Source organism: Arthrobacter sp. GAS37, from assembly GCF_044908325.1.
Taxonomy (GTDB): Bacteria; Actinomycetota; Actinomycetes; order Actinomycetales; family Micrococcaceae; genus Arthrobacter; species Arthrobacter ramosus.
Genome location: NZ_JBIYDB010000050.1, coordinates 1 through 24,926 on the forward strand (window position 1 = coordinate 1; position 24,926 = coordinate 24,926).

The following is a 24,926-nucleotide window of genomic DNA, read 5'->3' on the forward strand; positions in this document are numbered from 1 at the left end:
GCGCGCATGGTGGGTCCTATGTGGTCCGTGGACGGCCGCCCGGTAGTCGTGCCCCCTGGATCGTCCGCTCCCGCGGTCATCCTGGCGCGCGTGGCCTCCGTGGTCACCGCTCCTGGGCCGTGGCCGGTACGGGTCACGGACGGTGATCTGGTGCTGGAGCTGGTGCTGGGCGTTGACGGCTCGGTCATCGAGGGGTCTGTGGAGGCGCCGGCCGCTGGCCGGTGGTGGCGCCGGTGAAGGCCGCCATCGGTTTGGTCCTGGCGGCCGTCATGATCCCGCTGCTTGTCGTGGTCATGATCATGGGCGCGGGCGGTAAGGACGGCGCTCTGGCCGCTTGCTCGCCTGCGGGGAACGTGACCGTGAGTGCCCCGGATGGCATGGTTGCCGGGTATGGCGGGGTGCAGCTGGGCAACGCGGTCACGATCGTGAAGACCGGGCAACAGATGGGCGTTCCTGCTGAGGGCCTTCTGGTCGGTGTCATGACGGCCATGGGGGAGTCCGGGTTGAAGAACCTCAATTACGGGGACGACATTCACGGCGTGACCAATCCTGACGGTTCGCTTACGTGCAGCTTGGGCTTGTTCCAGCAGCAGTGGTGCCTGCCCGGTAATCCGTGGGGCACGAAAGCGGACGTGACGGACCCGGCGAAGGCCGCAGCCACGTTCTTCAAGGCACTGATGAAGTCACAGGGCTGGCAGGGCCTGGCGCCGGACGAAGCAGCGCACCGGGTCCAGGGCAACTACTCCGCCGCCGGGTACACCAAGTTCATTCCCGCAGCGCGTGACGTCCTGGCTGCGATCACGGGCGGGAAGATCCAGTCCGGGACGGGCGGCTGCGCGTCAGCCGGTCTTCCGGGATCCTCCGGTGCCGGGGATGACTACCCGTGGAAGGACGGCCCGTTCAACGAGAACAACCCCGTGACGAACCTGGCCTACCGGAACTGCACGGATTTCGCCTGGTGGCGGGTCGTGCAGCAGCTCGGGCTCCAGCCGCTCAGCTCCTCCAAGCTTGGCCCGGGCAACGCGGCCACCTGGGGCTCTGCCTGGGCGCGGGCGGGCTGGACCGTGTCGAAGACGCCGAAGGTCGGTGCCATCGTCTGGTACGGCGCGGGCGTGAACGGTGCTTCCAGCGCTTACGGCCATGTGGCCGTAGTCAAGGAGATCACGGCCGATGGGCGCGTGATCGAGGAGGGCTACAACTTCGGCATCCCCCCGAACGGGGCCTACTACACGCTGACGATCAACCCGGACCGGCCGTCCGGGTACCTGTACATCCCCAGCAAGGAAGAGTTCCAGAAGGCGGCTATGTGATGAACAAGAAGGTTTTCCTGGCAGTGGCCGCGATTGTGCTCCTGGTCTTGGTGGCCGCCGGGTTTTACTGGCGGGCGGCTCTGGTGTCCGATCAGAAGGCCGCGGCTCCGGCTCCGTCCCCGTCGCCGTCCTGCAGCCTCTCGTGCCAGGACGTGCCCCAGGCGAACTACACCGGTCCGGCGTCGCTGCCGGCCGACGCGGACAGCGAGAAGGCCGGCGTGGATGCCGCGGTGAAGGTCATGGGGGCCTACACGGACGTGGCCAAGTCAAAGGATGCGTGGTTCCAGGCGCTGGCGCCGCTGCTCACCACCGGGTATGCCCAGGATGCCCAGTACATTCAGCCGTCGCGGTTGCCGGTCCGGAAGATCACCACGGCCCCGTCCGTGGTTCCCGCGGCGGTGCCGGACGGGCACCAGATCCGGGTGAAGTTCGGCACGAACGCGGGGGATTGGGTGGTCATCATGACGCGCGCCGCCGCTGGTGCACCGTGGCTGGCCGCGAACGTGTTGCCTGCGAAGGACGCGCAGTGAGCGCGGCGGAGTGGCTGTTCCCGGCCGGGACGTTCACCGTTCCGGCAGCACCGTTCGTGGGTGTGCACCACGGGGCAGGGACGTCCACGTGGGCGGCTCTGCTGGACGGTGGAGATCACGGCCTGGTCATGCCGGAGGAGGGAGTGGTGACGGCTGTGTGCCGGGCGACTCCTCCGGCGTTGACCTCGGCCAAGGCCTTGGTGAAGGCGCATGGCGTGGAGCGCTTCCGGGCGTTCCTGGTCGTTGCTGATGCGCCGGGCCGGCATCTTCCCGCGGCTGCGCGGGAACTCAAAGTTCTTGCATCCGTGGTGCCGGTGGTCGAGGTGCCGTGGATGGTCAAGCTTCGGGGCCTGGATGATCCCAGGTCCGTGGCTGGGGTGATCGCCAAGCCCGTGCAGCGGGTGGCGGATCAGCTGGCCGCCGCCCGCGTCAGGGTGCCCCGGGGATACGTGGAAATCGAGAGAGGAATCAACAAGTGAGTCAGTTCGAAGTAATCAAGGCACGGATCATTACCTCTGTGCCAGTGAAGCCCTTGTGCCTGCCGGATCAGGCGCAGAACGCGTTGGACACCTTCAAGCTCTGGTCTTTGATCGTCGCGGGCGCCATGGCTGTGGTGACGCTGATCTTCGTGGGCGTGGGTTGGTGGTTCGAGCACAAGCGCGGTGACGGCGGGGCGATGATGAAGTCCCTTCTGATCTGGATTGGCGGTGCCGTTCTCGTGGCTATCGCCGCGGGTGTGGCTGCTGCCTTCATCCCGTCCGGGTCCACCGACTGCGTGAAGACGCTGAACGGCTGAGGCTCATGGCGAACCTGATCAAGCGTGCCTGGAACCACAAGGCCACCGGGGTAGGGGCCTTGGTTGTCCTGGGGCTGGTGGTCATTGTGGTCATTGCGGGGATCGTGCTCTCCTTCGTGGCGCCTGTGAAGCCTGGCGCTCAGGGAGCCCAGCCGAGCGGGGCGGCCCCGGTCCAGACGGACGCGCCGACTGCGGATGCCGGGGCGTGTAGCGTCCCGGTGGGGGATACCTCGTTCCGCCCGAAGCTGCCCTCGGATCTGCGGTGGGCAGCTGCCCAGGGTCTGACCTGGCCGGTCTCCGCGGCCGTGGGGCCGACCAAGAGCAAGGACGGGTTCCCCGTCTGCTTCGCCCGTTCCCCCCTCGGAGCGGCCCTGTTCGAGACGACAGCTACTTACCTGATGTGGACGTCTGCGAATCCTCGCGGTGCTGTGGATGCCTACGTTCTTGACTCTCCGGGCAAGTCGGTTTTCAAGAATGGGGCCACCCCAGGTAGCTCGCAGAAAATCGCGCAGGCCGGTTGGACAGCCGCGGGGTTCATCGTGGATGCATTCACTCCTGACGAAGCTCAGATAACCGTCGTTTTCAGCACCCCAGGCTCTCAGAGCGGTTACACGGGGTTCCCGTACACCGTTGTCTGGAAGGACGGGAGCTGGCACATAAAGGTCCTAGATAGCGGTGCGACTTGGACGGGTTCCCCGTCCGCTCCTGTGAAGGGGCAGTTTGTTGAGTGGGGGGGCAGCAATGGCTGATTGCAGCAACCCCGTTGCCGTTGCAACGAACGCTGTTGGTTGTGCAGTCCAGCAGGTCACGAATGACGGTGTGAGTAATTTCGCGGAGGCCATGATGAAGGGCTACGACAGCATTCTGAAGGAGTTTGCGACGTCGTGGCTGGGTAAGGGCGTCACGGTCGATATGACCGGCCCGAGTGTGGAGTGGTTCCAGACGACCGTGTCCGTTGTCTCTGTGTTTCTGGTGACGATTGGCCTGATGTTCGCCGGGATCAAGGTTATGCGGGATCAGAACGGCCGCCCGGCCCGGGATGCGTTGGAGACGCTGGCGAAGGTCGCGTTTGTCTCCTTCGCGGGGTCTTTGGCGATTCAGGTGTTCGTGGTGGGCGGTGACGCCTTCGGGAAGTGGATCTTGGCCGCTGCCGGGCTGGATACGTCAACGTTTGTTGTCGCTGCCGGGGCGGTGTTGGCGATTCCGGGGCTGGCGATCATTCTGGGCCTGTTCGGGATCCTGACGGTGCTGTGCCAGTGGGCGCTGATGTTTATTCGGGGCGCGGTCTTGCCGCTGCTGGCCGGGTTCTGGCCGGTCGCGGCCGCGGCCGCGATGTTGGAGGGCGGCAAGAAGAGTTTCGACAGCGTGACGCAGTGGCTGCTGGCGTTCGTGATTTACTCCCCGTTGGCGGCGTCGATCTATGCCATGGCCTGGCGGCTGAAGAACGGGCAGGACGGCATCGGGGGAGTGGTCAGTGGTTGGATCCTGATCGTTCTGGCAGTGGCGGCCCTGCCGGCTCTCATGCGCGTCCTCGCCCCTGTCGCGTCAGCCCTGGGGAAGATGGCCGGCGGCGTGATGGCCATGGGAATCACGGCCGCGGTGGTGGGTGCTGGTGTCGCTATCGGTGCTGCCGTATTCACGGGCGGCGCCTCGGCTGCGGCTGGTGCTTCAGGTGCCGGCGGCGCAGCCGGGGCTGGTGCCGGCGGCGGTGCAGCTGGTGGAGGAGCCGCCGGCGCCACTGCTGGTGGCGGCGCAGCTGGTGGCGGTGCAGCTGGTGGCGGTGCGGCTGGTGGTGAAGGCGCTGGTGGCGCTAACGGGCAGGACGGCGGTGCGGGCAAGCACGCCGCCGATGGCGCGGACGGTTCCTCCTCGAATGGTCCGGCAGGCGGTTCCTCTTCGACCAGCGGCTCAACAGACGGTGGTGGCGGTGCTGCTGGCGGTGCCTCGGGCACTGGTGACGGCGGCAATGGCGGAGGGAGCGGCTGGCAAGCGGCCCAAGGGGCGCTGGACGGTGGAGACAGTAATGACGGAGGAGCTGAAGGGATGGTCACAGAATGAGCGAGAACGAGAAAGACGACACGGCTAAGCGGGTCACGGTGTCATATCAGCCCCTGTCCACGAAAGATGCGATCAGGAAGACGAAGCAGTTGCGGCACGCCTCGGGCACGAGTCCTTCAGTCTTCGTGTTCGGGCGCCCGGGCAAGGGCAAGAGCCTTCTTGACCGTCTGGAAAGCATGGAGAGCGCTTGGGCAGGGGAAGGGGTCCGGGAATGAGTGAGAAGGAGAAGGTCAAGTTCGGGAACTGGCTGAGTGCTGCTCCTGCAACGATGGGTGGCCTGTCGATGATTGGCTGGATGAGCGTGGTGATTGCCGTGATGCTCATGGTGGTCTGTTTCATCTTCGGGAACTTCCTCGGTGGTCTCCTGGCCCTGCTGCTGGGCTTGATCTTCGTGTTTCTGTTCATGTTCCGCTTCGGTGAGATGGACGCGGGCCGGACTATCGCCGCCCGCGTTCTGGAACGCGCGAGCCAGAAGCGGCGCAAGGACACCGGGGCGACGCAGTACCGGACGGGTCTGTTCTCCGGGCTGCCCGCCGGCCAGTTGTGGGCGTTGCCGGGGGCGCTGGCGGACATTGAGGAGCTGAACGGCACGGACGGCGAGGGGGAGTCGTTCACGCTGCTGCATCACCGCTCCGTGGGCAAGCTCGCGGCGACGTTGACGTGCGTCCCGGACGGGGCTGATCTGCTGCCCCAGGGCATGCTGGATGCGCAGGTGGAGACGTTCGGCGGATGGATTGCCGATCTTTCGGAGGACACCTCGATTGCCGGCGCGACGATCACGGTGGAGTCGGCGCTGCTGTCGAAGAAGCCTCTGGTGCAGAAGCTGGAGGGGCACGTGGCCGAGTGGGCGCCCGCGGCCGCGAAGGAAGCCCATGCCCAGGCCACGGCCCAGCTCCCGGACTTTTTCACCGATACGTCGGTGCACGGCACGGTGGTGTGGGACGTGAAGTCGGTGGGTGAGGATCTGGAGGAAGCCACCGCTGAAGTCGCGGGCAAGCTGCCTTACCACCGTGATTTCCTTTATGCCTCCGGTGGGGGGATGCCCGCTGTGGGGACCTCGGAGGACCTGGCACGGGTCGTGCAGATCGCTTACAACCCGCACCGGGCCATCGAGGCGGCCACGGATGATCTGTTGGGCCACGAGAATCCGATGCGGCTGAGCGAGGCAGGCCCGGATTACTTCGATGATTTCCCCACGCGGGTGGCGTTCCACGACGGCGTTGCGTCCATGACGGCCGTGATGGTGATCCCGCCGCGGATCCACATCACGGAGAAGACGTTCAAGAAGCTTTTCGCCCCGGCCACCAAGTTCCTGCGCAAGCGGGTCACGGTCTTCTACCGGCCGCTGTCTTCCGGTGAGGCGTTGAAGAAGGCCGAGCAGCTGCGCCGCTCCACCCGCACGTCGGCGTCGGCCAAATCGATGGCGTCAGCCTTCGATGAGAACAAGGTCCAGCTGGCGAAGAAAAACGAATCCGACCTGGTGGACGGTGCCGCCATGCAGGCGTTCAGCCTGATGGTCACGGTGACCTTCGAACCGACGAAGAAGGCCTACCGGGAGGCCACCCAGAAGCTGAAGAACCTCCTGGAATCAACCAAGCTGACGTACCGGTTCGTGGATTACGGGGTTTCCTCCGCATTCCACGCCACCCTGCCCCTGGGCATCCTGCCCTGGGAGTACAAGGACATCGTTGACACCGTAGCGGAGGGCATGTGATGGCTGGCGTGACGTTCAAGAAAGCCCCGTACCGGCCGGAGGTCCTGGAGCGGAAGATGAACGGGTTCGCGGGCCGCATGGGCGGCCGGTGGGGCCGTTTCCCGAACGTGCCGGAGTGGTACAGCACGTCCGTGCAGCTCTGCGGGATCAATCCGTTCGTTTCCGGGTCCGCCCGTCCGACGAACGGCTCCCCGCTCGGCCGCGACATGAAGTCTCACGCCGCGGTCGCCATGGATCATGAGTCGCTGTACCGGGAGTCGGTGATCACCTCGCCGTCGTGCTTCATGTTCGGCATCAACGGTGTCGGCAAGAGCAGCACGGCGCAGACCATCCTGTACGGGCAGGCCGCCCGCGGGATCACCCCGGGCGTGTTCAATCCGATCAAGAAGGACGAGCACACTAAGTTCACGGAGGCCCTGGGCGGGGAGGTGTACTCCTTCGGCCCGGGCAAGACGGACCGCTTCAACCTCCTTTCGGACGGTCCCCTGGGGACGGCGGCCGCGGAGATCGGCGGCCAGATCGGCCAGGAGCTTCTGGAGCTCGCACGGGATAAGTCGATCCAGCTGGTGCAGCTGCTCACCCGGACCTCTCGCGGGATCCCGCTGGAGGACATTGAGGACACGGCGCTGGAATGCCTGGTCGATGACGGACGGGAGCGGAACCGGCGCCCGGTCACCGGGCACCTTCTGGAGGCGTTCAACACCCCGTCCGAGCGGACGTTGGGGATGCTGGGCATGACGACGGCGGAGCAGTTCCACGCCCGGTACCAGCGTCTGGGCGAGACGATCCGGTCCATGCTCTCCGGGGAGCTGGGCCGGATGCTCGGCGGTGAGGAGTCCATCACGTTCAACCCGGGCAACCCGGGCGGATGGTGCTTTGACACGGCCTCGGTCCCTGAGTCCAACACCCGGCTGCTGTCAGCGGCGATGCTGGCGTCCTGGTCGTCGGGCATGGATATCATCGACGCCCACTGGGAGCTGGCCCTGCACGAGCAGCGCAAAGCTGAGGAGGCCCTAGAGGCCGGGGAACTGTACGTGCCCGGGATCAAGTGGCGCGGATACAGCACGTTCATGGACGAGTTCTGGTTCCCGCTGCGCGCTTGCGAAGGGATCGTGGACCGGGTGGACCGGCTGGGCCGGACCAACCGGAGCGAGGGCGTGGCCGAGATGAAGGCCACGCACTCCCCGAAGGATCTGGAGTCCCTGCCGAACGTCCAGGACCGGCCGAAGGCCAAGGGCCTGGTGGAGCGCTGCGGACTCATCGCGGTCATGGCGCTGACCGAAGAGGACCTGCAGACGCTCAGCCGCATCCGTCCCATGACCGATGATGAGATCCGCCTGGTGCGCGGCTTCAACGCCGCCCCGGCCTGGCACCAGCCTAAGCGGCGCCTGTTGAAGAGGGACGGCAAGCCCAACCCTCCCCCGGGAGCGGGAAAGGTGCTGTTCAAGGTGGAGGGCCGCGTGGGGATCCCCGTGAAGATGGTCCAGACCGACGTCCAGTCGGACAACCACATCACCGACAGCCGTTTCCGGAACCAGAGCTGAGAAGGACGAACCGATGGGTGCACCCACCAGAAACCGCTGGCAGAAGCGCCGGGATCTTCCCGCGCGGGTCTTCGTCACCATCTTGGCCGTCCTGCTGGTATCGGTCATCGCTGGCCTGTCCCTGGGCGCCTACTGGGCGACCGGGAAAACCATGGTCCCGGTGGACGTCATCATCGGCTTCACGGAGCACCGGCTGACGTTCGGCGGCCTGTACTTCGCCGCCATGGGCGCCGTGGCCGTCGCGCTGGGCCTGGTCTTCTGGGGCGCGACGGCGTTCCTGGGCAAGTACAGTACGCGGCCGTCCTGGGTGGACGTCGCGGCCCAGCACATGGCTTCCCCGAAGGAAGCCGCCTCGCTGTCGCGCAAGGCCGTGGAGAAGAAGGCTCGGAAACTCGGAGTGAAGGGAGCGGGCAAGTGAACCTGGCGTTGATGTCGAAGCCGAAGAAGAAGGCGGTGCCGGTTGGGCCGATGTTCATTGGCCTGCCCCTGGGCATGTCGGTCAACGGCGGCAAGGAGTTGTGGGCGTCGCTTGAGGACGTGGGCCTGGTGTTCGCCGGGCCCCGGACCGGCAAGAGCACCGCCTACGCGGTGCCGTTCATCCTGGCCGCTCACGGCCCGCTGCTGGTCACGACGAACAAGAACGACTTGCACCACCACACCCGGGCCCTCCGTGAGGAGATGGGGCGGGTGTTCGTGGCGGATCCGGAAGGCATCGCCACGACGGAGGATCAAGGCTGGCGGGTGGAGCTGCTGCGCGACACCACGACGTCGCGGAAGGCCGATGAGCTGGCCGATATCTTCGAGGCCGTGGCCGGGGCCGGCGCGGAAGCGGCGGTGAAATCCCAGGGGCTTGATTTCTTCCCGCAGCGTGGGAAGTCGCTCCTGGCTGCCTTGTTCCTGGCCGCGTCGGTCAGCCAGGGCTGGACGGAGAAGCCCCACAGCTACACGGGGCCGAAGTATTTCCTGCGGGAGATCATCGCCTGGTTGGCTGAGCCCGCGGCCGAGAACCCGGTGCCGTTGCAGATCCTGGATGAGACCGAGTTCCGGGATGTGACGAACCAGCTGGTCGGCCTCTACAGCGGGGACTCCCCGCAGGAGCGTTCGGGCGTGTTCTCCACCGCCCAGGCCTTTGTGAAGTGCCTGCTCGATGAGCAACTCATGGACTGGGTGAACCCGCGCCCGGGCGAAGAGGACGGCGCCGGGCGGATGATCTTCGATGCCGCGAAGTTCATGGAGGGAAAGAACACCATCTACCTGCTCTCCACCGACGACGGGCCGGCCAAGGCTCTGATCACGGCCCTGACCCAATCCGTGATCGAGGAAGCCCGGGCGAAGGCGAAGCTGGAACCGAAAGGGCGGCTGTCGGTGCCGATGGTGTGCGTGCTGGACGAAGCCGCCAACGTCTGCCCGTGGCCGCGTCTACCGAAGCTGTATTCGTTCTTTGGATCCCAGGGCATCCTGGTGTGGACCTTCCTGCAGTCGTACTCCCAAGGCGTGCGGGTGTGGGGCGAACACGGCATGAAGGCCCTCATGGACGCCTCCAACCACAGGATCTACGGCGGCGGCAACCTGCCCGGGCCGTTGTTGGAGCTGATCTCCAGCGCCGTCGGGGACTACTACTACACGACCCCGGGTAGCCGTGGCGCCTCGGCCGGTCCCCGGCAGGAGCACCGGGACCGGATCTTCGACGCCGCGGAGCTGCAGGCCCTTCCGCGTGGCAGGGCGATCCTGCTTTCCTCGGGAAACCGCGCCATGCTGGTACGGACTGTCCCGTGGATGGCCAGCCCACAGGCTGCAGCAGTAGAGGCATCGGTGAAGCGGTTCGACGCACAGGCGGAAGAAACCCTGGCGGAAGAGCTGGGGGAGTACCAGGCCAGCCTTGCTGACCCCGACATGACGGCAGGGGCAGCGGTGTGAGCATCAATTTCGACCCCGAGAGCGGCGAAGTCGTCGACGGGCCGGCCGTCGAACTCCACGATGACCTGCCCATCGGGGAACCGCCGGCGGATCCAGAGGACTACCCGCCGCCGGATGAGGAGGAGGACGGCGGCGCGGCCGAAGCCGAAAGTTCCGAAGTCCAGCCGGTACGGCGCGAGACCGGTCTGGACTTCGACGTAAGCGCCAGCGAAGCGGCCGCCATGATGACCGAACGGCTGGGCAAAAAGACCACGCCAGCTTCGTTCCGGCGAATGGTGATCGACGGCGAAGCCCCGGAAATGGTCGATCCGGAGGCCGATTCGCCGCGCTGGTCACAGATCGTCCTGGATGCCTGGCTGGACGTGCTGGAAGCGGAGGCCGCCGAAGCCGAAACCGTGGACATCGAAGTGTCCCCGGACGGTAAGGACTTTTACCTTACGGCCGCCGAAGCCGCTTCGCTGTTCTCCGAAACGGTGGGCGGGAAGATCACCGTGGCCGCGTTCCGGCGGATGGTCATGGCCGGCGACGCCCCGGCGGCAGCCGTGCATGCCGGCGGCACCGCAAAGTGGTCCCAGGCGGCGCTTGACGCCTGGCTGACCGACAGCCTCCTGAAACCGGGCCAAGCGCCAGCCCCGGAGGTGGAAGTGCCGGGCGAGGCCGAGGAGGAGGCCAAGCCAGTCCACCGGGACGTGTACGACTTCTACGCCCGTACCTTCTCCGTGTACTACGAGCTGCACGACGCCGCCCCGAACGCGAAGAACCGGGCTCATCCGCAGATGACGTGGTGCACCAAGTGGTGGCTGCACCGCAGCGTCGTCGGCCGGATCAATGCCGCCTGGTTCGCGTGGGAAGTCGCCCACGCGGAAGGCGGCACGGCGATCTCCGCGTGGATTCTGGAACACGCGGACCGGCACTTCGATCGGATCATGGCCGAGAACGGCCCGTTACGCATGTGCAAGAGCGATCACAGCGACGCCCTGGACGTGTACCCCACCGAACCCGCGCCGGAAGCCCTGCGCACACCTACCGAGGATGAAGGAGCAGAACAATGAACAACACCGAAACCGCCGCCCGCTGGCACAAGCTGGTCGTGGACACTGACGGCGCCGTGAGTGTCGACGGCGAGCACCTGGATGTCGAGGATGCCTTCACCCAGGCCCTGGGGATCTTCGCTGAGGAAGCGAAGAACACCGGCGCCGACGTCCTGGTGCACAGCACGGACGAGGCGACGTCCACCGCGAACTGGTTCACGGTGGACGGCGAAGGCCAACTGAACCCGGCCACCGCCCCGGTGGAGACGACACCTGCAGCTCCTCCGGCATCGCGGCCGCGGCCCGCTGACAGAGCACGCACCGGACTGGAGACGGCTCCAGCAGCCGTGCTGCCGGGACCGGCGGCCACGCCTGAGACGCCACTGGCGGCGCTCCCCGCTGCCCCGGCGGATCTGCCGTCCCGGAAATCACTGCGTGACTCGGCCTCCTTCCTGGAGGTTGAGGAGCACGTAGCCCCTGCCCTGAAGGGCTGGCAGGGCCGGATGAACGGGCTTGGCGTGGGTCTGCGCCTTGCCCCGGGAGCTGTGGAGCTCGCGGAACGTGAGGACGAGCACCTGGTGGCCCGGACCTATCCGGGTCCGCGCACCATCGCCGTGGTGAACCAGAAGGGCGGCGCGGCGAAAACCCCGACAGTAGTCAACCTGGCCGCCACGTTCGGCCGTGCGGGTCTTACCGTCTGCGCCTGGGACAACAATGAGTCCACGGGGTCTATGTGGCAGAGGATTGACTGCTCCGACCACCGGGCCTCTGCTCTGAACGTGATTGCACGGGCTGAGCAGCTGCTCGCGGACACTGCCCGCGCGGCCGACATCGGCGGTTTCGTCCACCGCCAGACCCGCGACAAGTTCGATGCCTTGCTCTCGGATCAGGACATCGACGGGGAGCACGAGATCTCCGCCACCGAAGTGGATACGATCCACGCGGTGCTCTCCCGCTATTACAACCTGCTCATCATGGACACCGGCAATAACCACCGGGCCTCCAACTGGCGCCGCACGATCGAGCATGCGGACCAGCTGGTGGTGCCGATGACGACGGCGAAGGACCGGGTGGAGTCCGCCCGCCTGACCCTGCAGGGTCTGGCACGCCGGGATGAGCGCTCCGCGAAGCTGACGGAGAACGCCGTCGTCATCGTCTCCGAGGAACAGAAAGGCCGAAGGGATGCCGCCTTGAAGCACGCGGAGAAGTTCCGGGAGTACGTGCGCGAAGTCGTCATCATCCCCTTTGACGAGGCCCTGACGGACGGGGTGATCCGTCACGACGCGCTCCAGCCCGCCACGCAGCGGGCCTGGCTGGCCGCCACCGCGGCCGTTGCCAAGGGGCTGTGATGCAGAAACTTGTCCTTGCACTGCAGGCCCCTCCCGCTGTGGAGTTTGAAACCGACTGGAACGCCACCGCCTGGATCCTCTGGTGGGCGTTCGTCGCCGTCGGGATCTTCCTGGCCTGGTTCGGCCCCGCACTGGCCCAGTACAGGTCAGGGCTGTGGGGATTGGGCGCGTTCGCCAGCTACATCTTCCTGTTCTTCGTTGCGTACCCGAACATGGCCCGGCACACGGAGGGGCCGTGGGCGTGGGGGCTCTTCGGCCTGTTCGTCGTCGCCGCGCTGGGAGCCTGGTTCTCCGCCGTGGAGAACACCTCGGGAGGCTGGCTCCCGCACGTGATCGGCATCGTCGTGACCGGCACAGTGGCCTTTACCGGCATCTGGGAAGGGCTGACGCGCAACGCCGCCCAGGCCCACATGGCCACGGGCGACTACACCATGGGCATCATCGGCCTGGCCGCTATCGTCGGGCTCTTCATCTGGGCCAAGGCCCGCGAGTAGGCCCCCTCAGACTGGCAGTCCCCCGCTGCCGGATAACGGAGCCCAGCACCCCAGGTGCTGGGCTCCGGTGCGTTGTGGGACTCCTACAACCACCGTTTTCGGGCCAGAGCGGAAGAACCGCGTGATTCCGGAAAAGTCGGTTCCGCCGGCGTCCTGGTCGACGCAGCGGCCGGCCTGTCGGAACCCTACAAGTCCCGTAGACCGAATCGCGCTCTACCACCCACGCGTGTTACATGAAACAATGGGGGTATGAGTGTGAAGGATCGAGTCAGTGAGCACAGGCGCCGGATGCGTGAAGCAGGCTTCCGGCCGATTCAGGTGTGGGTCCCGGACACCCGCTCCAAGTCTTTCGCTGAGGAGGCGAAGCGGCAGAGCGCCATCGTGGCGGAGTCCGACCGACACGAGGACATTCACGAGTGGATCGACGCGGTCTCCGTGTCCTGGGATGAGGAGTGAGGGGCGAGATCTGGACGGTGGCCGGCGGCGGATACGCCTCCAAACCGCGCCCGGCGCTGGTCATCCAGGATGACCGGTTCGATGATGTGGGCTCCGTGACGGTGATCCCCCTGACCTCCACCTTGAAAGATGCACCGCTGCTGCGGATCCAGGTGGAACCCTCCGCGCGGACGGGCCTGACGCAGAAAAGCCAGCTCATGATCGACAAGCTGACCACCGTGCCCCTGGCCAACGCTCACAAGCGGGTGGGGCACCTAACGGCAACGGAGATGGTCGAGGTGGAGCGGGCGCTGCTTGTCTTCCTCGGCATCGCCTGACAGAGATCTCCGAACACGCGAAGGCCCGGCACCGTCTTGAACCGGTGCCGGGCCTTCGCGTGTTCCTGGCTCAGGAGGTGGCGTGACGCCCGCGCTGGTGCGCGGACTGCCGTTTCATGCCCGCTGCCGTGGCGACGGGCACACTCCCCTCCCCTTTCACTTACTTACCGGCCCTGGGTCATGTGCTTGCCCTGGGCGCGGGACTGCTGAACGGGGTTGGCTTTGACCTTGCCGACAGCCTTCCCGCCACCGGCCGCGGCGTGGGAGATGGGAAATTTCTGCTGGGCCTCCCCGAACTGCTTGGCTGCCACCGCCTTCTCGGGGGCGCCTGCAGCGCGCATCCGTGCGGCGTCGGCCTCCAACTGCGCGGCACGATCGTAAGCGGCACCGGCCTTGGCTGCCGCCTTGTCCCCGGCTGCCTCGCGCTGCTTGGCGTCCTGCCGGACGTCGGCAGCCTGCGCCGCCTTGTCGGGATCCCCGGAACCCTTCCACCGGTCCACGAGCTCGCGGTCAAAGCGCTCCTGTTCGGATGCCACCTTGGAGGCGTACTCCGGATCATTCTGCAGCGCCCACGCGCGAGCCTGGTCAAGATCGGATTGTGCCGGCTGTTCCGCTTCCCGGGACAGCCGGGCTGCCCGGTCCTTGTCCTGCTCGGCGGCCGCGAGCTGCTGCCGGGCATCCTCGGCTAGTGCGTCGCCTTGCCGGGTCTCGGCGCCCTCCAACGTCACCGACGCGGCTTCCTGTGCCGCCTCCCACTCGCTGACGATCTGATTCGTGAACTTCTGGTGGGACGTGACCTCATCACCCTCCATCCAACTCCCCCACAGAGCATCGCCCTCCTTGGCCCGGGCGGGGTCTGTCTTTCGCAGCCAAGCCCACGCCGCAGTTTCGCGCGCCTGCTGATCGAGCCCGCTTTTCAGCGCGGGCTCCTGGATTACTGATGCCAACTCGGTGACGGAAGCCTTCTGTTCTACCTCGGCAACGGGGATCCCCTCAGCCTTCGCAGAGTTTCGCAGGTCGGCCGCCACGGCCTGGTCGTAGTCTCGCAGCAGTGTGCGAATCTTCTGCGCCTCCGGATAGAACGACGGAGGGCCTTCCCACTGGGACACGCGGGCCCAGCGCTGCGCCTCGGCCAGGCGCGCGGGATCCGTGTTCTTCAAGTGCTCAGTGAACTGGTGGCCCTCCTGCAGCAGCTTCGCCGGGTCGAAGCCGTAACGCTCGGCCGTCGCCAGACGCAGCGTCTCCTCAGCCTGGGCCGCGCGTGGTTCGTGCTCGGCCCAGGCGTTGGAGATCTCGTAGGCGTTAAGGATCTCCGGCACCGTGGCTTCGTCCCACCATTCCGGCGTTTGGACGGGAGCCAGGGTCACCGCGGCGACCTCACGCTCCTTGTTGAACGCCTGCTGTACGAGAGCGGCTGTCTTCTCGTCGCTGCGGGCCTTCTGCTCGAGGTGGTCGCGCCAGGCACGGGCCAGCTCCCGGCCGACCTGGGCACTAAGGGCCATGCCGTGCTGCACGGCCTGCTCCAGCGGCTCATCAATGTCTACTTCGCTCATCACAATCCCTTTCCTTGATCGTTGCCGCGGCGCTTCTGCTGCCGGGTCTGGTCCTGCTGAACATGCTTGGAAACGCCGCGGAACTTCCCCCGGCCTTCCAGCGGCGCGCCCGACTGCTGACGCTCACCGAACATGCGTGCCTGGATCAACTTCTCCGGCAAACCATCGGCCCGCATCCGCTCCTCCAACTGCTGCAGGCGCGCCTCGCGCACCTGCGCAGCGGAGAGCCGCACCGGCTTCTCCGCAACAGCCACGGCACCCTTCGCGGGCTCCTTCGGCTGCAACGGATTCACGACGCGGTAGGCATCGTGAACTTTGTCCAGGTGGGAGCGCAGCTCCGTCTGCAATGACTCGGAGCGCACCGCCCACCCGTGAGCTTTGAATGCCGCGCCCAGCTGCTCGCCCATGTTCGCCCAGGCGCGCACGACGGCGACGGCACCGGCACGGCTGGACTTGCTGATAGCCACGTGCGTGCACAGATCCGCGAAGACCTCGGACGGCTGGGCGACGGCGCGCGCGGGCTCCTCGGCTAGCTCGGCGTGCTTGGAGAAGATCCGTGCGGCCTCGCGCAGATCCTTCGCCGCCGCGTCCCCGTCCTTGCCCGCTGCCACAGCCCAGGACGAGAGAAGGCCGGCCCCTTCGCGCGCGATCCTGGCATAGGCCACGGGATCATCCACGGACACCTGCGAAACAGTGCGCAGGTATTCGCTCATCTGTCCGAAGTACGACACCAGCTCCACGCCGGAAACCTCGCCCTGCCCTGGCACCACCATCGGCTTGCCCCGCTGGGCAGCGTCCCACTCGGCCAGTGCTCCGGCCGGGGAATCGGCAGGCCATCCGGCGCGCATCGATGGCAGGGACAGATCCTTGCCCAGGGTGTTGCCGCCGTACCAGATCGGCGCCTCGCCGTGCAGTGGCTTCATGGCCACGGAGTAGCCCACCACCTTGTCACGCCCGCCCTGGGCAAAACGGGGCCGGACGATCAGTCCGTGCCCGCGCGCACGACGCACGAACTCCGCTTCCGAACGTGCGCCAGCCGTCGCGGCACGGACCGTCAGCGCCAGCTCATGGCGCGGCTGTACCTCGGGGACCTGCGCAGCTATCAGCTGCTCACGGGACACCCGGTCAAGGAACTTCCACGGCGTGATCGTCGGGTCCTGCTCGTGCTGCTTCATGTGCAGCGCGTACGCACGACGACGGGCCAGAGATTCCAGCTCGCCGCGCGCGTAACCCTGTGTCTTCACGCCCTGGCCGAGTACCCGAAGGCCGTGCTTCTCCTCAATGTCCCGGCATGCCCTGGACGCGCGTCCGAAGTCGTCGCTGTCGCTCCACTTAGCCCCGGACTCGGACCATCGCGACACGGCAATGTGCACGTGGTCATTCCCCCCGGTACTCAGCCCGTGGCGGACAGCAACCCAACGGTGTTCGTCGCCGTCGAGACCTTCAAAACCCATCGTCATCAGGAACTCCCTGACCACACCTTCCCACCACGCATCATCATGAATACCCGCGCCCGAATCCAAGGAAAGGGACACATGCCAGATGGGTTTGAACTTGGATGCGCTCGGGCCGAAAACCTTATGCGGGGTGTCCAGCTCCACACCCATCGCAACGGCCTGCCGGTAGTCCAAAGCCTGCCCGGCCTCCACAGTGGCCATGGCCTCGGACGCGGCAATCACGTGCTGCTCGGTGTGCTCGTTCGAACGGCCCGGGCCAGCAAGGTAGACGGCAAGCTTCACCGCGCCAATTCCCTTGGTCACCTTCGCAAACATGACTAGGCCAGATCCCGCACAACGGCATCAATACGCTGCATCAGATCACGCGCAAACCGCACCGCCGCCTCAGCATCGGCGGGAAACTCACCGGTCGAGTTGGCGTGCCTGGCGATCTGATTGATGTTCGAAGATGACCGGCCGAGCAGTGTGCGGATCTTCATCAGCTCAGCAATGACTTCCCGCCGCTCCCCCAGATCCGACCCGCGCCCCATCGCGCGGCCGGCCTCCACCAAAAACCGTGAAAGCTTCAACCCATGAAGCGCCGCCCCAGCGTCCAACATGTCACGTTCCGCAGAATTCAAACGAAGCCGGTAAACACCCTCCCGCTTCTCCTCCGAATGCTCACGACTGAGCTGAGTACGAGACTTCCACTCCTCAGTCATGACACCCCAACCCTTGCCAGCGCAGCGACCCCCACCGGGGGACACAGACACAAGTCTGTCACATCCCGCCAAGGGATCAAGGTAAATGTGCACACATTTACATAACTTGCACCGCCGACGGCGGTACCAAGGTTTCCAACAAACCCCAGTCTCCACTCCCGAAACCCATCCGCCACCGGTAGTCTTGGGCCATGAACATTCAAGACCTTGAAGCCCGTGCAACCCAACGCCTCGACGCCGAGCGAACCGCCAAAGTCGAGTCAATTACCGCGCTGGCTGGCGCCGCCGAACGTGTTGTCACCGTCCGCACCGAGTTAGCCGATGCTGAAAAGAACCACACCGCCGCCTACAGCAAAGCCCTGCGTCTCGGCTGGACGGACGCAGACCTTAAAGAGTTCGGCATCGAACAGCCCGGAAAGAAGCCCTCCGGCCGTCCCCGCTCGCAGAGAAAACCCGCTACCAAGACCGCGCCCGATGCCCACCAGGGCGGCGACGAATAACAGCACACCCTCGGAACGCTGCCACTCACCAGCGGATCAGTTTCCCATGGACCAAGACCAGCGCTGCCGTCTCACCAACCAAGGGTGGCCGGGTTTCTTTCAGCCGGGACGACACACACCCGGAGCGCGGGGCAGAGGGAGGCGGGAACGTCACCAAAGTACGGGGCCGGCTCTTAAGGCGCTCAGGGGGCTACCGCTGTGGTCACGGGCGGCGATTACCACAGCCGGCCACGGCGACAATCACCACGTCAAGACCTCTTGACACCAAAACGCTGCTGCACAGCCTGCTACCCGGCCGACTTCCTCTCCCGGGCGTTGAGACGCAGACGGTGGACGGTTCTGAATGGGTGACGCAGGAGGTCACGCCGAAATTGTTGGCGTTCCTCGCGCAGGACCATCTGGGTATATCCGCTCGACTGTGCGTTTCTCGAATAGTTCGCAAACGCAACACGGGCATCGCTCCATCTGCGTTGGGCCGCCCGGAAGCGCTCCTCGTTAATGTCCGAGGGGTTGGCCGCCAACTCGTTGCCGAATTGTTCGACTGCCGGGTACGAGTGCTCCAACTGTTCCAACAGAATGAAGCCCTCTAGCTCGGGAAGGACCGTGCGCCAGTGATCGATCCGGTAACGACTCACAGCGACATGGAAGTCAGCACTGCGCGTCTCAGGCTTCCAGGCCACCAGCTCCAGATCCTTCATCGCGACCTTCCATTCCTCCCAGAGGTCATCATGTCGTTCCCGCTTCGCACGCCTCCGATCAATGATCCAGAAAAACGAGGTTGTAAGAACACCGAGTCCAAACCCGACTAAAGCATTTGGCCAATCGATCATTTTGCAGGTACCCCCCGACGAGTTGTCAGAGCACGGGAAACGCTCGACGCACCGACGCCCAGCACCCGGGCAATGCCCGTCATGGGCATGCCGTCATTGAACATCTTCACGGCCTGCTCGGTGCGCTCCGGAGTCATCACCGTGGGGCGTCCGCCCACCCGGCCTTGGGAGCGCGCGTACTTCAATCCGCGCATGGTGTTCTCCCGAATGATGTCCAGGCGGAACTGGATGAACGCGGCGTGCTGTCGCTCCATGTAGGCGCCGATGGCGGTGGTGGTGTCGAACTCCGGTTCGGTCAGGGACTTGATCTTGACTCCGCGATCCCGAAGCTGCTGCAGCGTATCGAGCATCATCGTGAACCCGCCCGCGATCCGGGACATGGCCGTGAACACCAGCACGTCCCCGGGCCGCAGATGGTCCAGGCAAGCCGTCCACTCGGGCCGGTCCGGGAGACGGCTCGATTCCCCGTGATCTACGAACACGCGCTCACAGCCGGCGGCCTCCAGCTCCGCGACCTGGGACGCGGACCGTTGATCCTTGGTCGATACCCTGCCGTAGCCGATGAGTGCCACTAGAAACCCTTCCCGTAGCCCTGGCCCTGGGACTTCTCCGGAGTCTTGCCGGCCCGCAGCGTCCGGCTCGCTTCCTGCCCTTGCTGCTTGCTGGAAAATATGCGCTTTGAGGTCTCCCGCGCCGCCTGTTTCCGTTGATCCGGCACGGGCGTGACGCGGCGTACCGCCACAGTCCGGAAGACGGCCATGGCCTCCTCGGACCGTGGCATGATCTCCCCCGGGCCGGGCATACTTGCCGCGGCCATGGCGTTCCACTGGTCCGGGCTCACCTGGTTGAAGTCCAGCTCGAAATTGCTCAGCTTGGAGATCTCGTGCAGCACGGCTTTGGTCGTGCGCCCGTTTCCCTCGCGGAACGGGTGGCCGTGATTAATCCCGGCGAACGTAACGGCGCTCATCCGGGAAAAGTCCTCGTGGTCCAGCTGCTTCCACTCCGTGCTGACGACCGTGCGCATGAGCGGGCGGAGGTACACGCGCAGCAGATCCCTGTCCGCGAACTCGCTCCCCTCTTTGCCCATGTTGGTGTTCCGCAGTTCCCCCGCCCATGGGTAGACGTCCTGGAAGAGGTGGCGGTGGACGTTCTGCAGATAGCTCACATCCGGCTCCAGGGGGATCCGCACCTCACCTTGCAGGAGCTGCCGGGACCGCTCCCCTGCCAGCTCGTACTCAGCGATCTGGAGCGCGTCGAAATCCCGGATGCCCAGGTGGTTGCGCAGCACGCCGTAACCTTCCGGGGTGATCGTCTCCGGCCAGAAGTAATCCAGCCAGGCGGTCACCTCGGGATCCACTACTTGGCCCCCGCTTCGGCGCGCAGCAGGACACGGGCCTTGAACTCCTCGAAACTCAAATCCCCGCGTGCCCTCGCGGCCAAGTCCTGTACGTGCTCGGTGCTCGGCTCCACGCCCTCGTGCCAAGTGGCTACCAGAGACTGCTCGACGGCCTGCGCCTGCAGCGGCGTCAACGTCGCGAAGACCTCCGACCACCTCTCGCGGGCGTTCAGCTGCTCGCTCATGACTGCTTCCTTCCTCTCGGTTCTGTCCCTCACGGTACGCCGCTGCACCGAAAAGGCCGGCTATGCCGTTCCGGTGGGTAGAGGTTTCGGTGAGTAGTTTCGGTGACGTCCTCCCCGGCGTGTCGCGGACGGCTCCAGGAGGCCACCGGAATCGGCCGTTAACGGCAGCCCCTTGCATACGGGGGCTAGCTGATAAGTCGTCCGGCCTCGTCGTATTCGAGTCGCCGGCCACCTTTCAGAATGGCCACGGTCAGGCCGTCGTCAAACTCGACATACCGAAGGCGCTTCCCATGCAACTGCTCCATAACCTCTTGTGCCTTGTCCTCGGTGAATATCACGCCGTCCGTCACCTCGGCACGGTGGACGCGGCTACTTAGAGCGATGTCCTCCAGGGCCCTCTCCTGTGGACTTAGCCGCCGCCTGCGCTGACGCTCAGCTCGGCGCTCGGCCCTGTCCTCGCGGAGGACTTGCAGAAACTCCCGAACCCCTCCTGGAAACTCTTCACGGAACTGCTCGATCACTTCTCTGATCGGATTCTTCACGGTCTATTCCTTCTTATCGCCGCCAAAGAGCTTGCCCCGAAACAAGATAATGATGAACACGACCGCCCCCAGGCAGATCGCAACCCACATCACGTTTTCCTGTAGTGCCCTGAATATTTCCATGACTATTCCCCCTCCGGTTGGTGCTGCTAGAGGCCAAGCTTTGCTTTGGCCGTGGTCCAGTCGCTCGCGATGGCTTGCTGCGCGGCCGTGAGAGTCACACGGCCCGCGCACACGGCGGCATTGAGCGCGTTTTCAATGTCGTCCTTCGGATTGTTGACCGTGGACGCTCCCGCCTGGTTCGGTTCTACCCACAGGTTCGACGTAGACGAAGCTCCACCCAGCTCCAACGGAATTAGGTGGTCATACTCCGTCGTGGCCGCGTAGGGCAGTCCGTAGGCTTTCAGGCTGGCGGTTTTTGCCGGGTTGGTGACCTCTGCCGGCGGTCGAACGCTCTTGGTGTACCCGCCCCGGCAGATGGTCGTTTTCAAGTTCTCCTGGGTGACAGCCGGATCGACTGCACCGGGAGTGCATGCCGGGTCCGGCAGGACTGTGCCCTTCGCCTGGTCAACAATCTTGATGTGGCATTGTCCGGCGCTGAGCTTCATGTCGTCCACCAGCGTTCCTGGTGTGCTGACTTGGCGCACACCAGCCGGAGGAACGGAACTAGCCGATGGGCTGACTGCCGGCTGTGTGGCGGCGACGGCGGTACACCCACCCAGAGGGAGCAGAAGTACCAGGGGAATAATCCGGAGCCAAGTGCTCATGACGTCGTTCCTCATGAAAAGGTGTCGTTTTCCAGGTTGTCCGGTCCCGGGGTTGCTTCAAAAGCCGCCAGGTACAGCCGTTCCTCCAGCGTCAGGTACGCGGGGGACGAAAGGGCATGCCCGGCGTCCACGTCGGTGACGCGCTGCGCAGTGATCCTGATGTGTTCCGGCAGGCCGGCGAATTGCCCGTCTTCGGCGGTTGCCGCTGCCCGCACGTTCGCTTCAAACCTCACGAAGTACGCCTCCGCCTCGGCCTGGTACTTCTGTTCGTAGGCTTCCGCGAGCCGGGTGTACTCCTCGATTTTCGCTTCGTAGTCCTCCGGGTCGTCCGGTGTGAACAAAGTTCCGCCGTCCGGTTGGGCCTCTGTCGTCCCCAAGCCTTCGAGCCGGCGCATTAGACGGTCCTCGTAGTCCCAGGGCTCTAGCACTCCCAGATCAGCCAGGGCTTCCTCAACGTTGATCTTTACCGTGATCGGTTCCGTCCGGTACTGCATCAACGCATCATCGTCGGGGCTGACCGTGGAACCCAGCAGCTGGGAAAGCACGTCGGATTCCCACGACCCGGGCCGGCCGGAAATCAAGGCGTAGCTGCTGCCGGCGTTGGCGGCGACACTGGCCAAGACAATGGTGACTGCCTCGCTGTAGTCATGCGTTTCCCGGAACAGTGCGGTCATGACTTCGATGGCCTGGTCCAGACGTGATGGTTCCTCCGCTGATGGCGCGGATTCGGGTGCTTGCGACATTGCCGGATCTCCTTTGCGAGATTCATCGTTGGTTTGGGTCAGGGTACGTGCCGGCTAGGACAGAAACTACCGGCGGCCGCGGGCGATCCGGCCCGAGGGAACGGGCGGGAAGGGCTTGCCGTCGTTGTACGATTTCTCGCGCCTCGTCATCCTGTCGAGGGCGGCTTCCCTCAGGAAGTCGGAGAAGGATGCTTCCCTCTCCCCCGACGTCGTAGGCGTGTGGTACCAAGAGGCCCGGATGCGTTCCAGGACGTCTTCATCGGCATAGAACGCACCCTTGGGCTGCACCTTGGGCTTGGCCCGCTCACTTCCTATCAAGCGTTCCGCCTGTTCCTTGCCGGCGTCGCTGGCCTGGAGGACACGGCTTTCCTCAATGACCATCGGCTCCGCTGCCGCCGGCTGGGAGTTGTTCTGGTGCTCGATGGGATGCGCTGCGCCGAGCGTGCTCTTCTTGCGTTCGGGCCGTTGTGCCATGTCTTAGACCTCCAGGGTGCTGTAGTCGTGCTTAGGGAACATCTTTTCCAGGTGGGGCCGCGCGTCGATTTCGTCCAGCTCCGAAAGGTGCTTGGTGTACATCTCGTAGGCCTGACGGCCCTTGTCGTCGGGCCATTCGTCAAGGCCTAGGCCGGCTTCCTGGGCGTCCTGGATCACGCTCCAGAACGGCACGTAAGGCGCAAAGAGCCGCCAGGGCGATTTTTCGATAAGGTCTTCGGTCCATGAGCGGTGTGTGATGGTGCTTCGGTTGCCGTTGACGATAACGCCGGCCACCGTCAACAGGGGGTTGTAGTAGCGGGCCACGCTATCAAAGCTCTGCTGCAATTCACCCAGCCCGTCCAGGGAGAATTTGCCCGGTTCGCAGACAACGATGGCACGGTGCGCTGCTGCCAGGGCGTTGATGGTGTGCAGCTCCAGGCTCGGTGCGCAGTCAATGAGGATGACGTCGAACCTTTCAGCGGCCTCCCCCAGGGCCTCCTTCAAGCGGTATTCCCGCCCGTGCTCGGTCTGCAGCTGCTGAATGGCCTTATCGGTGTTCCTGTTGCCCGGCACCACGGACAGCCCGTCCCAGATCCCGTCAATCTCGACGTCCGCGATGGACTCCCCTAGCAGGACGTCCGCGAACGTCAGCTGGTCTTTCTCCACTGCTTCGGCTGCAATGATGCTGCTGAGGTTCCCCTGGGGGTCGGCGTCGATCGCCAGCACACCCTTGCCGGCCGCGCACAGCACCCGTGCCAGGTTGATGGTGGTGGTCGTCTTCCCGACGCCGCCTTTTTGATTGATGATCGCGTAGATTGTCGCGGCCACAATATCTCCAATCACTCTAATAGCGCCATTGTACCTATTAGCCCCATTAGGGCCAATAGGTCAATTAGATATTTCATCCCTATTATCCCTGTGCGGGGCCGGCGACATGCCGGCCCCGCACGGGTTGGGGATTAGAACGGCGGTTCGGAGTCGGGGCCGTTGCCCCAGCCGCCGCCATCGCCCGCCTGCGTGGCCCAGGGGTCTTCCTGCGGGTGGGACTGGCCAGGCTGGGCCGGTGCGCCCTGGTTGGCGTATCCCCCGCCGCCCTGGCCTCCCTGAGTGCCGGCGCGCTGCGTGCGGTTAACCTTGGCGCTGGCGTAACGCAGGCTCGGGCCGATCTCTTCGACCTCGAGCTCGATCACGGTGCGCTTCTCGCCTTCCTTGGTTTCGTAGGAACGGGACTTGAGCCGGCCCGAGACGATGACACGCATGCCCTTCGTCAGGGACTCGGCCACGTTCTCGGCAGCTTCCCGCCAGACGGACGCGCGGAGGAACAGGGTTTCCCCGTCCTTCCACTCATTGGACTGCCGGTCGAAGGTGCGGGGAGTGGATGCAACGGTGAAGTTGGCAACTGCGGATCCCGAGGGCGTGAACCGCAGCTCCGGATCGTTGGTCAGATTGCCGATGACGGTAAGAGTTGTTTCGCCTGCCATGGTCTTGCCTTTCAGTTGGATTCGGTTCTGTGTAGTTAGTTGCCGGACGTCACGATGGCGATCACCTGGTCAATCTTGCCGGGGTTCAGGCCTGACCAATGGTTTTCCGTGCCGTCCTTGTCGAATACGACGACGGGAGCCTGGGAGTAGCCAAGCTCCTCCGTGACGTACAGGAAGGCCTCTTCGTTGGTGGTGATGTCCACTTCATGGAAGGGCACGCCGGCTGCGGTGAACAGCTGCTTGGTCTTGGTGCAGCCGAAGCAGCCCTTCGGCTTGGTGTAGATGGTAAGCATGGCGTCCGCCCTCCCCTTTAGTGCTTATGTATCCATAATACCTATTAGACCTATTATAGTCAATAGGTCTAATAGGTATTTCAGGTCTAAGCTGCCGGCCTTTTCTCGTCTTCGGCCTGACGCGCGGCGTGCCATTGGAGGCATTCATCGATGGCTTCCAGCATTCCGGGCCTGGGCGATGCCTCGGCAAAATGGCGCATGAGCTTCAAGTGATGAGACGCCTCTTCGTGCATCCCGGCCTGCGATTCCCGCGTCCAGGTGATGTGCGCCTGGTGATCGAAGCATCTAGCCCCGATCTCCTTGTGGAGCAGGACGAAGTTGCCGGCCAGCCCTTCCGCGCTCTCTGGGCCGATGTAGTACAGGTACTCGATATCGCTGTTGGCCCATTCCCGGCACGCTTTCTTGACGGTCAGCGTCTCCCCCAGCTGCTCCCTGAAATGGTCCGCCTCGTCGGTCTGGACAAATGCCGCGTAGTCCTCTGCTGTCAG

33 protein-coding genes are annotated in these 24,926 nt (G+C 65.0%); 18 read left to right on the forward strand and 15 right to left on the reverse strand.

The features are described from left to right. The 17 genes from ABH924_RS22555 to ABH924_RS22635 form a co-directional block, all read left to right on the forward strand. Positions 1–237: hypothetical protein (locus ABH924_RS22555; protein WP_404502444.1), on the forward strand; the 237-nt coding region annotated here is incomplete at its 5' end. After that, positions 234–1,310, forward strand: coding sequence for a CHAP domain-containing protein (locus ABH924_RS22560; RefSeq protein WP_404502446.1), 1,077 nt, complete (start codon positions 234–236; stop codon positions 1,308–1,310). The genes ABH924_RS22555 and ABH924_RS22560, both read left to right, overlap by 4 nt. Continuing rightward, positions 1,310–1,840 carry a hypothetical protein gene (locus tag ABH924_RS22565; protein ID WP_404502448.1) on the forward strand — a complete coding sequence of 177 codons (531 nt, stop codon included), beginning with the start codon at positions 1,310–1,312 and terminating at the stop codon, positions 1,838–1,840. Before ABH924_RS22560 ends, ABH924_RS22565 begins: the two co-directional genes overlap by 1 nt. Then, complete coding sequence (locus ABH924_RS22570) at positions 1,837–2,319, forward strand: hypothetical protein (protein ID WP_404502450.1); 483 nt, start codon at positions 1,837–1,839, stop codon at positions 2,317–2,319. Before ABH924_RS22565 ends, ABH924_RS22570 begins: the two co-directional genes overlap by 4 nt. After that, positions 2,316–2,636 (forward strand): hypothetical protein, encoded by a 321-nt coding sequence (locus ABH924_RS22575; RefSeq protein ID WP_404502452.1) that lies wholly within the window; start codon positions 2,316–2,318, stop codon positions 2,634–2,636. The genes ABH924_RS22570 and ABH924_RS22575 overlap by 4 nt, the downstream gene beginning before the upstream one ends. Positions 2,637–2,641: 5 nt before the next feature. Continuing rightward, positions 2,642–3,385, forward strand: a complete 744-nt coding sequence (locus ABH924_RS22580) for a hypothetical protein (protein WP_404502454.1) — start codon at positions 2,642–2,644, stop codon at positions 3,383–3,385. Positions 3,386–3,455: 70 nt separating this feature from the next. After that, positions 3,456–4,694, forward strand: a complete 1,239-nt coding sequence (locus tag ABH924_RS22585; RefSeq protein WP_404502456.1) for a hypothetical protein — start codon at positions 3,456–3,458, stop codon at positions 4,692–4,694. Beyond that, entirely contained in the window at positions 4,691–4,909 is a 219-nt protein-coding gene (locus tag ABH924_RS22590; RefSeq protein WP_404502458.1) for a hypothetical protein, read from the forward strand. Before ABH924_RS22585 ends, ABH924_RS22590 begins: the two co-directional genes overlap by 4 nt. Beyond that, the gene (locus ABH924_RS22595; RefSeq protein ID WP_404502460.1) at positions 4,906–6,408 is read left to right on the forward strand and encodes an SCO6880 family protein; all 1,503 of its coding nucleotides are present in this window, start codon (positions 4,906–4,908) and stop codon (positions 6,406–6,408) included. The genes ABH924_RS22590 and ABH924_RS22595 overlap by 4 nt, the downstream gene beginning before the upstream one ends. An 8-nt stretch (positions 6,409–6,416) precedes the next feature. Next, the gene (locus ABH924_RS22600) at positions 6,417–7,952 is read left to right on the forward strand and encodes an ATP-binding protein (protein WP_404502462.1); all 1,536 of its coding nucleotides are present in this window, start codon (positions 6,417–6,419) and stop codon (positions 7,950–7,952) included. 13 nt (positions 7,953–7,965) lie between these two features. Beyond that, the gene (locus ABH924_RS22605; protein WP_404502464.1) at positions 7,966–8,370 is read left to right on the forward strand and encodes a hypothetical protein; all 405 of its coding nucleotides are present in this window, start codon (positions 7,966–7,968) and stop codon (positions 8,368–8,370) included. Between the two features lie 11 nt (positions 8,371–8,381). Next, positions 8,382–9,869 (forward strand): type IV secretory system conjugative DNA transfer family protein, encoded by a 1,488-nt coding sequence (locus ABH924_RS22610; protein ID WP_404502466.1) that lies wholly within the window; start codon positions 8,382–8,384, stop codon positions 9,867–9,869. Next, positions 9,866–10,921: a DUF4913 domain-containing protein gene (locus ABH924_RS22615; RefSeq protein ID WP_404502468.1), complete on the forward strand. Its 1,056-nt coding sequence runs from the start codon at positions 9,866–9,868 to the stop codon at positions 10,919–10,921. The genes ABH924_RS22610 and ABH924_RS22615 overlap by 4 nt, the downstream gene beginning before the upstream one ends. Continuing rightward, entirely contained in the window at positions 10,918–12,249 is a 1,332-nt protein-coding gene (locus ABH924_RS22620) for a MinD/ParA family protein (protein ID WP_404502470.1), read from the forward strand. The genes ABH924_RS22615 and ABH924_RS22620 overlap by 4 nt, the downstream gene beginning before the upstream one ends. Further along, positions 12,249–12,743, forward strand: a complete 495-nt coding sequence (locus ABH924_RS22625; protein WP_404502472.1) for a hypothetical protein — start codon at positions 12,249–12,251, stop codon at positions 12,741–12,743. Before ABH924_RS22620 ends, ABH924_RS22625 begins: the two co-directional genes overlap by 1 nt. Before the next feature lie 249 nt (positions 12,744–12,992). Then, complete coding sequence (locus ABH924_RS22630) at positions 12,993–13,199, forward strand: antitoxin MazE family protein (protein WP_284751431.1); 207 nt, start codon at positions 12,993–12,995, stop codon at positions 13,197–13,199. After that, positions 13,196–13,516: a type II toxin-antitoxin system PemK/MazF family toxin gene (locus tag ABH924_RS22635; RefSeq protein WP_404502474.1), complete on the forward strand. Its 321-nt coding sequence runs from the start codon at positions 13,196–13,198 to the stop codon at positions 13,514–13,516. Before ABH924_RS22630 ends, ABH924_RS22635 begins: the two co-directional genes overlap by 4 nt. A 164-nt stretch (positions 13,517–13,680) precedes the next feature. Here ABH924_RS22635 and ABH924_RS22640 read toward each other — a convergent pair whose 3' ends face one another. From ABH924_RS22640 to mobC, 3 genes are read right to left on the reverse strand one after another with little or no spacing between them, the layout of a single operon-like run. Then, a complete protein-coding gene (locus tag ABH924_RS22640) occupies positions 13,681–15,069 on the reverse strand; it encodes a hypothetical protein (RefSeq protein WP_404502476.1) in 1,389 nt (462 codons plus the stop codon). After that, on the reverse strand, positions 15,069–16,829 hold the full coding sequence (locus ABH924_RS22645; RefSeq protein ID WP_404502478.1) for a relaxase/mobilization nuclease domain-containing protein: 1,761 nt from the start codon (positions 16,827–16,829) through the stop codon (positions 15,069–15,071). The genes ABH924_RS22640 and ABH924_RS22645 overlap by 1 nt, the downstream gene beginning before the upstream one ends. A gap of 14 nt (positions 16,830–16,843) precedes the next feature. Then, positions 16,844–17,227, reverse strand: coding sequence for a plasmid mobilization relaxosome protein MobC (gene mobC / locus ABH924_RS22650; protein ID WP_404502480.1), 384 nt, complete (start codon positions 17,225–17,227; stop codon positions 16,844–16,846). A gap of 191 nt (positions 17,228–17,418) precedes the next feature. Here mobC and ABH924_RS22655 point away from each other — a divergent pair, with 191 nt between their 5' ends. Beyond that, entirely contained in the window at positions 17,419–17,727 is a 309-nt protein-coding gene (locus tag ABH924_RS22655) for a hypothetical protein (protein WP_404502482.1), read from the forward strand. Positions 17,728–18,014: 287 nt separating this feature from the next. Here the strand turns inward: ABH924_RS22655 and ABH924_RS22660 are convergent, their stop codons facing one another. The 12 genes from ABH924_RS22660 to ABH924_RS22715 all read right to left on the reverse strand — a co-directional run. Next, positions 18,015–18,425: a hypothetical protein gene (locus ABH924_RS22660; RefSeq protein ID WP_404502484.1), complete on the reverse strand. Its 411-nt coding sequence runs from the start codon at positions 18,423–18,425 to the stop codon at positions 18,015–18,017. A 128-nt stretch (positions 18,426–18,553) separates the two neighbouring features. Beyond that, on the reverse strand, positions 18,554–19,129 hold the full coding sequence (locus ABH924_RS22665; protein ID WP_404502486.1) for a recombinase family protein: 576 nt from the start codon (positions 19,127–19,129) through the stop codon (positions 18,554–18,556). Further along, positions 19,129–19,902 carry a Fic/DOC family protein gene (locus tag ABH924_RS22670; RefSeq protein WP_404502488.1) on the reverse strand — a complete coding sequence of 258 codons (774 nt, stop codon included), beginning with the start codon at positions 19,900–19,902 and terminating at the stop codon, positions 19,129–19,131. Before ABH924_RS22670 ends, ABH924_RS22665 begins: the two co-directional genes overlap by 1 nt. Before the next feature lie 11 nt (positions 19,903–19,913). Next, the gene (locus tag ABH924_RS22675; protein WP_404502490.1) at positions 19,914–20,138 is read right to left on the reverse strand and encodes a hypothetical protein; all 225 of its coding nucleotides are present in this window, start codon (positions 20,136–20,138) and stop codon (positions 19,914–19,916) included. Between the two features lie 185 nt (positions 20,139–20,323). After that, positions 20,324–20,680: a hypothetical protein gene (locus ABH924_RS22680; protein WP_404502492.1), complete on the reverse strand. Its 357-nt coding sequence runs from the start codon at positions 20,678–20,680 to the stop codon at positions 20,324–20,326. A gap of 149 nt (positions 20,681–20,829) precedes the next feature. Beyond that, on the reverse strand, positions 20,830–21,447 hold the full coding sequence (locus ABH924_RS22685; protein WP_404502494.1) for a hypothetical protein: 618 nt from the start codon (positions 21,445–21,447) through the stop codon (positions 20,830–20,832). 11 nt (positions 21,448–21,458) lie between these two features. Then, a complete protein-coding gene (locus ABH924_RS22690; protein ID WP_404502496.1) occupies positions 21,459–22,190 on the reverse strand; it encodes a hypothetical protein in 732 nt (243 codons plus the stop codon). Positions 22,191–22,256: 66 nt separating this feature from the next. After that, positions 22,257–22,664, reverse strand: coding sequence for a hypothetical protein (locus ABH924_RS22695; protein ID WP_404502498.1), 408 nt, complete (start codon positions 22,662–22,664; stop codon positions 22,257–22,259). Positions 22,665–22,667: 3 nt separating this feature from the next. Further along, positions 22,668–23,492 (reverse strand): ParA family protein, encoded by an 825-nt coding sequence (locus ABH924_RS22700; RefSeq protein WP_404502500.1) that lies wholly within the window; start codon positions 23,490–23,492, stop codon positions 22,668–22,670. A gap of 131 nt (positions 23,493–23,623) precedes the next feature. Then, on the reverse strand, positions 23,624–24,145 hold the full coding sequence (locus ABH924_RS22705) for a single-stranded DNA-binding protein (protein ID WP_404502502.1): 522 nt from the start codon (positions 24,143–24,145) through the stop codon (positions 23,624–23,626). 35 nt (positions 24,146–24,180) lie between these two features. Beyond that, entirely contained in the window at positions 24,181–24,438 is a 258-nt protein-coding gene (locus ABH924_RS22710; protein ID WP_404502504.1) for a glutaredoxin family protein, read from the reverse strand. 86 nt (positions 24,439–24,524) lie between these two features. After that, a partial coding sequence (locus ABH924_RS22715) for a hypothetical protein (RefSeq protein WP_404502505.1) occupies positions 24,525–24,926 on the reverse strand: 402 nt, incomplete at its 5' end.